We start from the raw sequence: 14,257 nt of genomic DNA on the forward strand, positions 1-14,257 counted from the left end.
CTGGATTTTAATTTTTATCTGTAGACTTAAAGTAAAAGGAGGGTATAACGATGGCAAATGATGACCTGCAATTATTTATGGAAAAAGTGAAAAAGGAAGAGGAATTATGGCAAAGTTTTCAGGAAGCCGCCAGTAAAGGACAAAAAGAATTGGTTGATTTTGCAAAGGAACAAGGATATGAGCGGACGGAGAAAGATTTAGAGTCCTACAAAAAAGAAGACAAAGAGATGTCGGACGAATTAAGTTTAGAACAGCTGAAGTCGATATCGGCCGGCGCGGCAGAAGCACCTGCTCAATCCCCTGTTTCTCCGCGGCCCGAAGAGAAATACAGAGAACCGAGAAGCAGGGCACCAAGAATTTGAAGAGGAAGGAAGAGGAGGCAGACTTCCATTCCGTTATTTCATCCAGTTTCCCTCTTTATCAAGGCGTAAGCGGACATTTGTGCCGCTATTTTCTCATTACCGGATTGAAAAAGGCGGCCTGGGACCATTTAACGGAATGGAGGCTCACAGCCCCCGCCACAATCCCCTTCTTCGTAGAAATAACGGAACAGAGGTCCGTGCCGGGGCCGGATTAATAGGCAGAAGGCGTAGGAGGGGTAAGAAGTGCTGACAACAGTAGCTGTTTCTTTCAAAACTGTGGGGGTAGTTGTTATTCTTTTTCTCTTATCTGCCTGCGCTCCAACAGAAGAAACAGGGGCGGAGACAAACGATTTTTCCTCCGGAGAGGAAGAAATAACGATTGGAGCAGCCTGGCCATTTGAAAGCCAGGGAGATCAGTTTGAAGAAGGCCTGGATTTAGCGGTGAAGGAAATAAATGATAGCGGGGGTATAGAGGGGCATCGTTTGCAAATAGAAAAAAGAGATGATGAAGCCGAGGTAACACGGGGGATGGAAATTGCCCAATCGTTTGCAGGGGATTCCGATATGCTTGCTGTTATCGGACACAGGAATTCTTATGTTTCTATTCCCGCCTCCGAAATTTACGAGCAGGCTCATATGCCCATGATTACCCCGGCGTCTACTTCTCCTGAGCTTATTAACGACAGCTCAAACAGCGTATTCCGTGCCATCCCAAGTGATGACCGGATTGCGCAGAACCTTGCTGAATATGGCGCCTCTCAAAGGTACGAGCGCGTGGTTATTTATTATGGCAATCATGATTATGGTCAGGACTTGGCGAATGCATTTGAAACGTACGCTGCAGCAGAAGGGCTTTCCGTGGTGGATCGGACGTCCTTTTTAGGAAATAAATTATATCGGGAACAGCTATTTGAAAAATGGGAGGACGTCCAAACGGATGCCGTAATGATTGCCGATAATGCAGAACCAAGCCATCAGGTGATCGAGATGATTCGCGAATATGGCCTGGAGGTCTCTATTCTAGCTGGAAATACTTTGGATACCGCGACGGCTGAGCAACTTTTTGAACCAGAAGAAGAAATTATTGTCGGTTCCACCTTTAATAAGAAAAGGGAGCGGGAAGTGGTACAAAAATTTATAGAAACCTTCGAACAACAATATGGCACAGAACCAAATCAATACGCCGCTCAAGGTTATTCCACCATACATATTTTAAAAGAAGCGTTGCAACAAGTGTTTAAAAATAAGGAAGAGATTTCACGAGTTGACGTTACGCAAGCGCTGCATGCGCTGGAGGAAGTGGAGACGGTAACAGGGGTCCACCGCTTTAATGAACAAGGGGAGAACATGGGGGATCAGGTTATTTTGAAACGAGTCCAAGAAGAAGGTTTTGAGTACTTGACGAATCGTTAAAAGGGAAGCGAATAAGGAGGAGCAGAGCATGAGCAATAATATATTTCGAAAATCCTCGCTTGATCGCTTATCTTCTCCTGAGCAACTTGATTCTTTAGTGAAAGTGACAAATTCTAAAGGCTGGGTTGGACTTATTGGTATTTTAGTTATTATTGCGGTTGCCATTATCTGGTCTTTCCAAGGTTCAATAGCAACCCAGCTGCATGGAGAGGGAGTTCTGGTTTCCTCTGACGGCTTACAAATAGTAAATACTCCAAATGGCGGACAAATCACGGATGTCAGTGTTTCTCCTGGAGATCGTATTGAAGAGGGAGATGTGGTTGCCAGAGTGGAAGCCCCGGAAGCAAGGTCAAACGTTCGTCAAACGGCCCAGGAGTTAAGTGAATTAGAAGAACAGTTGTTGGAAGAAGGAGGGACAGCTGAAAAAAGACAGGAATTGGGATCAGAAATCGCTCGATTAAAGGCGGAGCGGGACAGCCAAACAGATGAACTGTTATCCGAATCTCGAGTGATCAGCCCGTATTCCGGGAGAGTAACAGAAGTGTTAATAGAATCGTGGGACTACGTCGCAGCTGGAACATCTGCGGTAATGATTGAACCAGAAGGAGAAGATATTGTTAATTTAGAAGGCGTGTTTTATGTGCCTGCCACCGAAGCTCCGCGATTGAATCCGGGCATGGAGGTTAGAATCACTCCCTCTGGTATCGATAAAGAAACATATGGTTATTTAGAAGGAAGAATTAATGAAGTAGGTTCTTATCCAGCCACCAATGAAGGCATGATGCAGGTATTGAATAACGAATCTTTAGTACAGCGGTTAAGCGGGGAAGAAGTGATGGTGGAAGTGAGGGTGGATTTAGTTCCGTCAGGTGATAATCCAAGCGGTTACAGCTGGTCCATTTCAAATGGCCCGCCTTTCCAAATGAACAATGGTACTCTTAGTTCGGGAGAAGTAGTCATCAGTGAAACTTCCCCGATTCAGACGTTTTTTCTTCAACAATAATTAGAGATGGAGTCGTTTTTTGCTATGAGTACACCACCTAAAACGGACAATCCGGAAAAGAAATTTCAAAAAAAGGTGAAGATTCCTACCGTCCTCCAAATGGAGGCGGTGGAATGCGGGGCTGCGTCCTTGGCGATGATTCTTGCGTACTACGGCAGTTGGATCCCATTAGAACAGTTACGCCTGGACTGCGGAGTCTCAAGAGATGGAAGCAAAGCAGCTAATTTATTAAAAGCGGCACGCAAGTATCACTTGGATACAAAGGCTTATCGCAAGGAACCAGAAGAACTAAAATATATGAAACCACCTTTTATTGTGCATTGGAATTTTAATCATTTTCTTGTTGTAGAAGGTTTCAAAAAAAACAAGGTGTATCTGAATGATCCGGTGAATGGACGCCGCGTCATCAGTGAAGAAGAATTTGACGAAGGTTTTACGGGAATTGTCCTCACATTTGAACCTACCTCCGACTTTGAAAAAAAGGGGGAGGATCGTTCCTTTTTAAAACTCGCTTCCAATCGGCTCCAATATCATAAATCAGGGATGCTGTTCATCATTCTTGCCGGGCTTGCTTTAATTATTCCTGGTTTGCTGGTTCCCGTTTTTTCTCAAATATTTGTGGATGAAGTATTACTGGGAAGTATGGATCATTGGTTATTTCCCTTGCTGTTTGGTATGGGGCTGACAGCTTTATTGCGTGGCTCGCTCACCTGGATTCAACAATACTACTTAATGCGGATGGAAAATAAAATGGCACTGGCTGAATCTTCCAAATTCATGTGGCATCTGCTTCGTTTACCGATGTATTTTTTCCAACAGCGCTACGCCGGGGATTTGGCTTCGAGAGTGGAGCTTAACGATAAAATTGCCAATTTATTAACGGGGAAGCTCGCCGTCAATGTCATTAATAGTATGACAGTGGTCTTTTATCTTGGTCTTATGATTTTTTATAATGTGTATCTTGCCGGCATCGTAGTAGTACTGACATTGTTAAATGTTTTATTTTTACGAATTGTATCAGAAAAAAGAACCACTCTTTCTCAAAAAATGGGGCAGGATCAGGGTAATTTTATGGGAGTGACGATGTCAGGATTGTCCCTGATTGAATCGATTAAGGCTTCTGGGACGGAATCTGACTTTTTTTCCAAATGGTCGGGCCATCAGGCAAAGGTGATAAATGCAACCCAAACGCTTGGGATCTTTGGACAATTGGTGTCTTCTGTCCCGATGTTAATTAACACCCTCACCAACATTATTGTGTTATTGATAGGCGGTTGGTTCATATTAAACGGACAAATAACGATAGGAGCTCTTGTTGCTTTTCAAACGTTAGCCAAAAGTTTCTTTAACCCAGTGAACGAAATTGTTCAGATGATGGGGGAAATACAGGATGCGAAAGGATATATGTCCCGTATTGATGATGTACTTGCCCATGAGGAAGAAGAACACCTTCCAGAAAACTCAGTGGAGTCGTCCGGCCGGTCAAAACTGACCGGATCTGTTGAATTGGAGGAGGTGTCCTTTGGATATAGTATTTTGGAGTCTCCATTCATTTCCCAATTTTCCCTTCAAATACAGCCAGGAGAACGGATAGCTCTTGTAGGGATGTCAGGCAGCGGAAAAAGCACACTATCTAAGTTAATGACCGGGTTACATCGACCATGGGCCGGCCGCATACGTTTTGATGGGCAGCCGCGCTCAGAGATATCTGCTTACGTGATGGCGCTGTCCATGTCTATTGTGGATCAAGACATTCACATGTTTGAAGGGACGATTAAAGATAACATAACACTGTGGGATGATACCATTTCTGAAGCAGCTGTGGTGCAGGCAGCTAAAGATGCCTGCATTCATGAAGATATCATGGATAAGCGGGAAGGATATGAACACTGGATGGAGGAAGATGGAAGAAATTTCAGCGGCGGTCAAAAGCAGCGTTTGGAGATTGCCAGAGCGCTGGTAGAGAACCCGTCCATTTTAATTTTTGATGAGGCGACCAGTGCGCTTGACCCTCAAACAGAGTTTAGAGTGATGGAAAATATACGCGGCCGAGGCTGTACATGCGTGATCGTAGCCCACCGTCTAAGCACGATTCGGGATTGTGATCAAATTATTGTTCTTGAATCCGGGAGTATCATTCAGCAGGGAAAACATGAACAGCTCAAAGCAGAAGAGGGGCCTTATATGGATTTGGTGGCTTCTCAATAACTGTGAAACAATGTCGAACGAAAAAGGGGGGAGGCAGCATGTTTGAGGAAGAACAATATCGGCAGATGGGTCACAATATTCCTGTTCGTTCGAGAAAGCCTGTAGAACTGGAAAAGGATCAGAGTGTATGGGTGATTCTTGCTGGAGAAATGGATGTCTATGTTGGAAAAACAAAGAACGGGGCGGATGGTGATCGTTATGTGGGGGCGTTCGGCCGGGGGAGTTTTATTTTTAAGCTGCCCTCTATGGATGACACAGCCACAACGGCGGTATATGCCTTTGGCACGGAAGAAACAGAACTTATTGAAATACAAAAGGACGTGTTAGAGGAATCCCCGGTAGATATTGACCATATGTCGGAAGCGATTGAATGGTGGATGAAACAACTCTCTCAAACGGTTCCTTCTCGTTTTCCTTATACAACAGTAGACATAGAAGAAAAGAAAGAAGTGGAAGAAAACACAAACATTGTCTCTTCGAAGTATGTAATCTGGGTAAGGCCTGTGGATGGTATCGCATCTTTCGTTGGAGATGATCGGTGGGTTATGGCAGGAGAGTCCTGGCTGCCCCTTACAAAGGAGACGTGGATGCATACTTGGCAGCGTACGGAAATCGAACAAGCCACAACAAGGCACTTAATCCAAACAAAGGAAATCTGGCATAGTTTGGAACAGTTTCATACATGGATGGCATGGGCTGATGAATCATTAAGAAAAGAAAAACAGACTCAGCAGTTTGAGCGCTTGGAACAAAGGCGGCATGCTGATCAACGGTTCGTTACGGATTCCTTGTATAATATGGTTTCCGTGCTGGAAAAAGTAGATGGAGAAAAGGCGGCGCCATCAGGTGAACCTCCCGCTTTAACGGTCTGTCGATATATTGGCAAATCATTAAATGTGGAGATTCATACGCCATCGGCCATGAAAAATTATCATACGTCTGCGCCATTGTTAAAAGATATATTGAAAGCTTCCCGGCTTCGCACTCGCGAAGTTATGTTGGAACATGGATGGTGGAAAGGCGATCATGGGCCTATGATCGCCTACGAAGGGGAGAGTAGTCAATTGGTGGCGCTTCTTCCGAAACGGCCGGGAACCTATGAAAAAATCAATACAGCAACCGGCGAACGACGAATGGTAAATGCCAAAGAGGCTCGAACGTTAGATCCCAAGGCCCTGTACATTTATCGTCCTTTTCCCAATCGCTCGCTTGGAATCAAAGATTTATTCAAACAAAGCTCGGTGAGCATTTGGAAAATGGATATCGTGCTTTTAGTTGTTTTTGCGTGCGGTTTCGGGGCATTAAGTCTGTTTATCCCTTTTACGACAGGATATTTGTTTGATAACGTCATTCCACGAGCGCAGGAAAACGTGCTTGTTCATCTCTTTTTCATTTTATTAGTAACAGCAATCGTTCAATTTGCTTTTCAAATTTCCCAGGGTTTTGCCTTGTTGCGATTGGAAGGGAAAGCGGAAACAGCCATACAGAGTGCGGTATGGGACAGAATTCTCAGCCTGCCTGCTCCATTTTTTCGTGATTTTCTAGCTGGAGACCTGGCGGAACGAGCGCTGACCATCAGTCAAATTCGCCAAATCCTGACACAGGTTTCTATGATCACGCTCCTTTCTATGATGACGATTTTATTCAACGCGGCATTAATGTTTTATTATAGTGCAGCATTAGCGGTGACGGGTCTGACGATCGTTATACTGGCAGTTCTTATGATAAGTGTCCTTGGTTACATGCAAGTTCAGTATTCGCGCCATTTGCTTGAAGCAAAAGGGGAGATTAGCGGACTGCTTTTACAGGTGTTTCAGGGGGTAAGTAAGTTAAAAACCAGTGTGGCGGAGAAAAAAGCTTTCAGCTTATGGGCGCGGCCCTTTACGAAACAGCGTAATAACTCCATTAAAATACGAAGCATTCAGAACTACGTAGAGGTTATTATGTCTGTGCTTCCTCTTGTTAGTTCGATGGTTCTGTTTTATATGATGATAAATACAAGCACATTATCCGCGGGTATGTTTTTAGGGTTTAACGCTGCTTTTTCGGCAGTGATGATGTCTATGGTTTCGATGTCTACGCTGCTGATGCCCGTCCTTGAAATCTTTCCAATGTTAGAACGGGCCAAACCGATATTAAAAGCAGAACCAGAAGTGGATGAGAATAAAGAGAGTCCGGGAGAATTAGTAGGATCGATTGAATTGGCGCATGTTTCTTTTCGATATGATAAAAACATGGCCATGCTGCTGAAAGATATTCAACTTCGTGTGCAGCCTGAGGAATTTGCAGCCATTGTGGGGCCGTCAGGAAGTGGGAAGTCCACTCTTTTACGTTTACTTTTAGGCTTTGAGCAACCTGAATCCGGTTCTATATTTTATGACGACAAGGATTTAGGTCATGTGGATGTAAGAGAAGTACGGCAGCAATTAGGTGTCGTCCTGCAAGATAGCAAGCTTATGTCTGGAAGTGTGCTCGAAAACATCATTGGAGCCACCAATAGAAGTCTGGAAGACGCTTGGAAAGCTGCCCGCATGGCAGGGTTTGAAAAAGATATTAAAGAGATGCCAATGGGGATGCACACGGTTGTAGGAGAAGGTGGAGGCAGCTTGTCAGGTGGTCAGCGGCAGCGGCTGCTAATAGCCCGGGCGCTGATTAATAATCCTAAACTGGTTTTTTTTGATGAGGCTACGAGTGCTTTGGATAATCATACCCAGAAACTCGTCATGGATAGTCTGGAAAAATTACGGGCGACCCGCATTGTTATAGCTCACCGGTTGAGTACGATTGCCAATGCTGATCGTATTTTTGTTTTAGAGCATGGGCAATTAGTAGAAACAGGGACGTATGAGCAATTAATAGAAAAGGATGGATTGTTCAAAGAGATGGTCAGACGGCAGTTAGCATAAATTTTAACGCGGAAGGGGGGAAGGGTCCATGATGCCATGTATCGTTCGATGGCTGGACTTTGTTTACTGTTCCATGATCCGTTACGGGTCTGGATACAATAAGGCTGGTGGAATGATGGTGCTTTTAGCTGTCCTCTTTTTGTCCGGCTGTGATCAGTCGGAATCTCCCGAGGAATCAGCCGAAGCGGATATGAAGAACGTGTCCATACAAGCAGGAGAAATGGATAAAGAAGATCGAATCCATGCCCTGCCCCAGTTCCAGGAACTACACGACAAAGGGGTGTTAACGGTCAGTATGTACGAGCGGGGACGAAAGCCTTTTTTTTACAAAGATGAAAACGGGGAACTGGCCGGGCTGGATGTGGATATCGCGAGTGACATTGCCGCTCACTTGGGAGTGGAAGTGGAGTTTAAACGCACCGCTCAAACATTTGACAGCGTCGTTAACCAAGTAGCAGAGGGGGAGGCTGATATTGGTTTATCTAAATTAAGTGTAACCCTTAATAGGGCGCAGCGCGTTCAATATACAGAGCCTTACGTGCGTTTAAATCATGCATTATTAGTGAACCGTCTTCAGTATTCGCAGTTGGAACATCAGGCCGAAAGTACGCTGGCGACTCTGCAGAGCAATGAAAATGTAACCATTGCAGCTCAAGAAGGAACCGTATTTATGGATCAGGCTCAATCTCTGTTTCCGGATGCCACAGTTAAAGCGGAAACGGATATATTAGAGAGTGTTTATGAAGGAGAAGTGCTCGCAGCCCTTTATGATGAACATGAAATAAACACTTTCTTGGAAGATAATCCTGATAAAGCGATTGATGTCCAATTTTCGGTGATGGAAGACTTAGTCGACCCTCTGGGCATCGCAGTAGCTGGAGAAAAGGACCAACTCAGGGACTGGATTGATTTGTATTTAGAGTTAAGACAGTCTTATATTGAAGAACGGCTGAAAGAGTATGGCATTGTAACGGGGGCGGCAGGTGATGATTAAGACATTAATCCGTTATTTAAAAAAACCTTGGCTGATTTTCATTAGTATGATCTTAGGTGTGGTTATCGGGGTGTACCTGCCCCGCGTTAGCGAGGCCATTGAACCTGTAGGGACGGTATATTTATCTTTTTTACAGATGTGCATTATTCCGTTAATTATTTTTGCTATTATTTCAAGTATAGGACGCCTTATTTTATCAGGAAAAGCTTCCCTTTATGTGAAACGTATCATCGTTGTATTTATAGCCGGATTTTTATTAACATGCGGAATGGGTCTGGGAACAGCCGCCATTGGAATGCCGGGTGCGGATACGGGGGAAGACACGCGCAGTGTACTTGGTGAAATGTTGTATCAAGAAGAAGCGGATAGCGGAGAGCAAGTGGAAACAAGGGAAGTGGATAATCTGTTTTCTTTCGTGGAATTATTAATCCCCAGCAATATTTTTTCCGCGTTACTGGAAGAATCCACGCTGCAAATCTTACTATTCTCCATGATATTCGGTATAGCTGTGGGACTCATACCCAGCTCCTCCACAGAACAGTTTATCTCCATAACCGAAGTCATGTTTAAAGCGATGGAAAAGATGGTAGCCTGGACATTGTATTTCCTTCCCTTCGCTTTGATTTCTTTCATGTCGTCCGTGGTAGCGCAGACGGGGGCTGAGATATTGCAGGCGATGTTATCGTATGTCCTTTATATCCACATCGCTGCAGTATTGATTATCCTTATAAGCAGTATATTTATATCCCGCTACAGCAGCCTTTCTTTACGTACGGTTGGTTCAGGTTTAAAAAAACCGCTTTTAGTGGCGCTTGGTACGAGAAACAGTTATGCGACGATGCCGTTTATTTTTGAATCATTAGAAAAGGCGCTGCATGTCGACCGCCATTCTATCCATTTGGTTGTTCCATTAAGTATCATCGTCTGCCGTTTCAGCATGTTGCTGGTATTTACACTGGGGTCTATGTTTATACTGCAGCTATATGACATGCCTCTCACAGGAAATACGTGGCTGATTATATACTTTGGTGCGATTGTAGCGGCCTTGGCCGGGGCGGGAACCCCCAGCGTAATTGCTACCTCTATGATTGCTCTTGTCCTCGCCCCGTTAGGCATACCTACCGAGGCGGCAGTTATTTTATTGTTATCGGTTAATCCCATCATTGACCCTGTGTTAACGGTTATCAATGTTCACTTATCGAGTATCGCAACCATGATTATCGCCAAAACCGGCCGTTCCAAGCCGGATTTTGAGAGCCAGGCCCAAGAGGAGCTTTATTACAGCAAGATAGAAGCCTCGTCAGGAATAGAGCAAAAAGAAGAGGATGGGACAAAATTATTAAATCAATGAAAAATTCCGAACGATTCTTAAGTGAATCGTTCGGAATTTTTGTTTTGCATCCTACAACGCTTCGTCAAAACATTTCGCTTTCCGTGGGCACGGCTCGATCCTCCTCGGAAGAAAACCCCTTCCTTCGGGGTATCGAGACTCGTGCTGTTCCCACTGGAGTCTTCGTGTTTTGACTACGCTATATTTTAGCTTCTTATTCTGGAAAGTGGAACATTCGGTTATTCACCAAGATGATGCCCTTTTGTCCCAGACTCCTTATTTTGCTTTTTTATATATTATAAAAAAAGCAGTATTAAAGTAAGCGGGAGGCGCCCCGTCATCAGCTTCTAGTGAAAAGGGTCTTGTTTTCTCAGCCGCAAGGAACAAAGTCAATACCATTTGCACCATATGAAATATTCTTATCGCCACATTCAACAAAGTCAGTATCGGAAGTGCTGTATGATTGACTGACGCTATGTCCTCCGTGTCCTCCGGCTACCGCTTCTACCTGGTTTTCCCTGAGTTCACTGGACTGGGTCATTTCCTGTAAGGTTTCCTGCTGAAACGTTTCCCAATCATCTTTGCTGAAAGGAAAGTTCAATTCCTCAGCGAACAGATTATTGTTCAAGCGCGCCGAACTTTCTCAAAATGAAGGCCTCCGGAGGAATGGTTCAATAAATGAAAGAGGTAGGAGTAATCCCCTGTAAGAACACTTTCTTTACTTGATTTTAATTGCATTGGTAAAATTCAGTGTTATCATGATCAGTATAATACGATGCCGGATGCTTTTTACATTCTTCAAAAACTCCAGGTTTACCATATGTTGTATCCCTTCCTCCTGCAACGGCCTCCATCTGTTCTTCATTTAATTCTCCGGATTGGTTCATTTCCTGTATATTTTCCTGCTGAAAGGTTTTCCAATCCTCTTTAGTGAAAGAAAAGTTCAGTTCCCCGGCGAACTGAAGGATGGTGTCAACTTGCGCCTGCTTGCTGTTATGGCTGATTCTCTCCTGCAGCCGCCCGGCTAACGTTTTGTCTTCTTTTAATTTATTTACAAATTCTTCTACGCGGTCACGGCTCATAAATAACCCTTCCTTTTCCTATTCAAATTATTGTTCACGCCCTTCGAACACCCTCGCTGGGAAGGCATCCGCAGGAATGGACCAACTCCCATACGGTTCTAAACTAACTTTCTTAAACAAAATCAAAATCAGGACATAGATGCGAGGATTTAGCACCTCCTCCTGCTACGGAGTCCAACTGTTCTTCCCTTAGTTCCCCGGATTGAGACAATTCTTGTTGGAATGTTCTCCAATCGTCTTGGCTGAAAGAAAAGTTCAGTTCCCCTGCAAACTGAAGGATGGTATCAACTTGCGCCTGCTTGCGGTTGTAGTTGATTTTCTCCTGCAGCTGTCCGGCTAACGTTTTGTTTTCTTTTAATGTGTTTACAAAATCCTGTACGTGGTCACGGCTCATAAATATCCCTTCCTTTTTACATTCTTATTATTGTCCCAAAGGCTAACTTCAAGGCTATATTCAAACAATGGTCATAGAGGAATATCTAGGGGTATATTCAAAAACGATGATAATTGATTGAACGTACGATTAAGTAAATTTCGTTTGACTAAATTCACATTCGTCAAAGCCATGTTCAGATGAAGCAAACGATACTTTGGCATCCTCTCCTTCGCCTGCCTGTTGTTATGAGTGATTCTTTCCTGGAGCTGTTCGGCTAAAGCCTTCTCTTCTTTTAATACATTTACAATTCCTCTACGTGGTGCCGGCTCATAAAAACACTCCTATACTTTCAATCTATATAAATCATAGCCTGTTATTTTAAAGTCTGGTTAAAGTGAAGTTAAAAAGTATATAAAACCCCGGGGCTTTACGTGCCACTATCGAACAATGAAAACTTTAACTTCATTTTAACTGTACTTTAACTACTATTTAAAAAAGCTTGTTACTATATAACCTGCGATCAGAAAACTGTGTAATCATGCGATTTTATGAAGGGAGGGACAGGTATGAATGGAGAAAAAACAGAAGCAGCTTTGAAACAAGTAAATGAAAAGGCGGCAGCAGATGAAACGTTTCGCCACCTTTGTTTAACCGATCCGCATAAAGCTATCAAAGATGCGTCGGGAATGGATATACCCGAAGGCATGTCCGTGCGTTTTGTGGAGAACGAAGGGGCCGATGCTACGTTTGTGCTCCCGGACCCACCGTTCACGGGTCAGTTGGAAGAAGATGAATTGGAAAAGGTTGCCGGTGGGCATATTGGTAAACCAGAGAAAGGATATTGGTAAACTGGGGAAAATGGTTTGGTAAATCATGCAATCACATGGTGGACGTCACGGAATAAAAGGGGGAGGCCATGTCAGCACCGACAACACAAACATACTCTTTCCGTTTGTTTATGGAACAGCTTTTTGATCGTCTCGATACGAAAATCAAAGGGCATAAGTTTTCCGCAGATCAACAGAGATGGCTGACTGATTATTACTATCAAGATGACCATCCGCACGCAGGCATCATCCACCATGATATTTTTATTTTGTTTTATCAGCTGGCTGCCCATCACCGTAACGGGCACATGAATGATCAACTGGTGGATCTCGGAGCTTTTTATTTCTGTTATTTTGCTTCAGCTGATTTAATCGACGATGTGCAGGATGGGGATTTGCAGCAAGGCGGATATAATCAAGCGGATGCCCCGGTTGTTATCAATACTGGGCTCACGTATTTACTGCTAAGTCTTGAGTTTTTACGTGAAGCGATGGAAAAAGAAACATCGCCGCAAAAAGCGATGCACTACTTTCGTCTGCTGAACCGTTTATCACTGCTCGCTGTCAAAGGCCAGCATAACGACTTGACCATGCCGCCTGATTCGGTCGCTGCCACTGATGTATTGGAGATAAATAAAGAGAAATCTTCCAATATGCAGCTGCTCGTGGAATTGGCGGCCATACACAACGAGTGCAGCGCAAAAGATTATGAAAAATACCAACAAGTTGCGGAATGGACCACGCAGCATCTGCAATTGATTAATGATTTGAACGATGTGTTCGGCAAGCATACCAGCCTTGATGTGCAAACGAATAAGGCAGCCTACCCCACCGTTGTCTTTTACGAGCATGCCTCCGCACAACAGCTCGATACCTTTAAGCGTTTAAACAAAGCATTGCCTGAGTCGTTAGGGGAAATCCGGCATCTTTTTTATCAAACCGGCGTGATTGAGCGGGTGGTACAGCAATTGGAAATGCTGCAAACGAACATTCACGATGCGTTAAGGAAAACGAACGGTCCCACCGCTTTAAAACGAAACTGGCTAAATTTTATCGATCGAACCACCGCAATATACGGCGGTTCACAGCTGCTGTGGCCTACGCAAGACGAATGCACGGGGGAAGATGATTTCAGCTCCGGTATTGCAGCAATGATGCAGGAAATCGAACGACTTTGTTCAGCATTGGTATCATTTCCCGGCCATTGTCGACCGTGGCGGCATCCGGTGTTTCACTATGAACCCCGGCAGCATTGTTTATACTATCCGGACCTGGGAACACAGCCTCAGATGGTGATAGAAACGGCATTATTGCAGTACCATCATGAGGATCAAGCAGGTTTGGAAACATGGCTCCATCAGAGCGCCCGTTATTTTGTGTTAACGGAAGGGTTTCGCTGCGTGTTGCATCGTCATGAACAAAAACACGTCTCAGGTCAAGCTGTCAGCGCAGAAGCGCATGAGTTGGCGCAAACCGTGTTGCAGCAGGTTGACCCCTCATACCTGAAAAGCTTGATTGCACGAACCAGATCTCTATGGAACCTGGTTCGTGACAACGGCTGTGAAAAACATGAAACGGGTACGGCATTAAACAATAAAGTGCACAAATTGTTGTCTATTGCTCAGACAGATTTACGGCCATTGCACGAAGTAACTGCCCGGCATATGCCGCGGACGTACTTTAAACATCAATTGACGGGGAAGCCCTTGATGATGAAAAGCGACGAAACTGGTGATGAATGAAGCATGATTTATGA

The 14,257-nt window shown here is 44.3% G+C and carries 12 protein-coding genes; 9 read left to right on the forward strand and 3 right to left on the reverse strand.

Annotated features, from left to right (window positions below):
* The first annotated feature begins 50 nt into the window (after window positions 1-50).
* The 7 genes from ACW9JV_RS01590 to ACW9JV_RS01620 all read left to right on the forward strand — a co-directional run bounded on the left by ACW9JV_RS01590 (window position 51) and on the right by ACW9JV_RS01620 (window position 10,237).
* A complete protein-coding gene (locus tag ACW9JV_RS01590) occupies window positions 51-362 on the forward strand; it encodes a Nif11-like leader peptide family natural product precursor (protein WP_457330684.1) in 312 nt (103 codons plus the stop codon).
* A gap of 243 nt (window positions 363-605) precedes the next feature.
* On the forward strand, window positions 606-1,775 hold the full coding sequence (locus ACW9JV_RS01595) for an ABC transporter substrate-binding protein (RefSeq protein WP_457330686.1): 1,170 nt from the start codon (window positions 606-608) through the stop codon (window positions 1,773-1,775).
* Window positions 1,776-1,803: 28 nt separating this feature from the next.
* Entirely contained in the window at window positions 1,804-2,778 is a 975-nt protein-coding gene (locus ACW9JV_RS01600) for an NHLP bacteriocin system secretion protein (RefSeq protein WP_457330688.1), read from the forward strand.
* A 24-nt stretch (window positions 2,779-2,802) separates the two neighbouring features.
* Entirely contained in the window at window positions 2,803-4,986 is a 2,184-nt protein-coding gene (locus ACW9JV_RS01605) for an NHLP family bacteriocin export ABC transporter peptidase/permease/ATPase subunit (RefSeq protein WP_457330690.1), read from the forward strand.
* 38 nt (window positions 4,987-5,024) lie between these two features.
* The gene (locus tag ACW9JV_RS01610; RefSeq protein ID WP_457330692.1) at window positions 5,025-7,892 is read left to right on the forward strand and encodes an NHLP bacteriocin export ABC transporter permease/ATPase subunit; all 2,868 of its coding nucleotides are present in this window, start codon (window positions 5,025-5,027) and stop codon (window positions 7,890-7,892) included.
* A gap of 28 nt (window positions 7,893-7,920) precedes the next feature.
* On the forward strand, window positions 7,921-8,886 hold the full coding sequence (locus ACW9JV_RS01615) for an ABC transporter substrate-binding protein (protein WP_457330694.1): 966 nt from the start codon (window positions 7,921-7,923) through the stop codon (window positions 8,884-8,886).
* Entirely contained in the window at window positions 8,879-10,237 is a 1,359-nt protein-coding gene (locus ACW9JV_RS01620; RefSeq protein ID WP_457330696.1) for a dicarboxylate/amino acid:cation symporter, read from the forward strand. Before ACW9JV_RS01615 ends, ACW9JV_RS01620 begins: the two co-directional genes overlap by 8 nt.
* A 349-nt stretch (window positions 10,238-10,586) precedes the next feature.
* On the opposite strand, the gene ACW9JV_RS01625 is transcribed toward ACW9JV_RS01620, so the two are convergent.
* The 3 genes from ACW9JV_RS01625 to ACW9JV_RS01635 all read right to left on the reverse strand — a co-directional run bounded on the left by ACW9JV_RS01625 (window position 10,587) and on the right by ACW9JV_RS01635 (window position 11,692).
* Entirely contained in the window at window positions 10,587-10,844 is a 258-nt protein-coding gene (locus ACW9JV_RS01625) for a hypothetical protein (protein WP_457330698.1), read from the reverse strand.
* Between the two features lie 100 nt (window positions 10,845-10,944).
* Window positions 10,945-11,298: a Nif11-like leader peptide family RiPP precursor gene (locus tag ACW9JV_RS01630; protein ID WP_457330700.1), complete on the reverse strand. Its 354-nt coding sequence runs from the start codon at window positions 11,296-11,298 to the stop codon at window positions 10,945-10,947.
* 112 nt (window positions 11,299-11,410) lie between these two features.
* A complete protein-coding gene (locus tag ACW9JV_RS01635) occupies window positions 11,411-11,692 on the reverse strand; it encodes a Nif11-like leader peptide family RiPP precursor (protein ID WP_457330702.1) in 282 nt (93 codons plus the stop codon).
* A gap of 548 nt (window positions 11,693-12,240) precedes the next feature.
* On the opposite strand from ACW9JV_RS01635, the gene ACW9JV_RS01640 reads away from it, so the two are divergent.
* On the forward strand, window positions 12,241-12,522 hold the full coding sequence (locus ACW9JV_RS01640; RefSeq protein ID WP_457330704.1) for an NHLP leader peptide family RiPP precursor: 282 nt from the start codon (window positions 12,241-12,243) through the stop codon (window positions 12,520-12,522).
* Between the two features lie 68 nt (window positions 12,523-12,590).
* Entirely contained in the window at window positions 12,591-14,243 is a 1,653-nt protein-coding gene (locus ACW9JV_RS01645; protein ID WP_457330706.1) for a polyprenyl synthetase family protein, read from the forward strand.
* Window positions 14,244-14,257 lie beyond the last annotated feature (14 nt).

The organism is Salibacterium sp. K-3 (assembly GCF_054052005.1).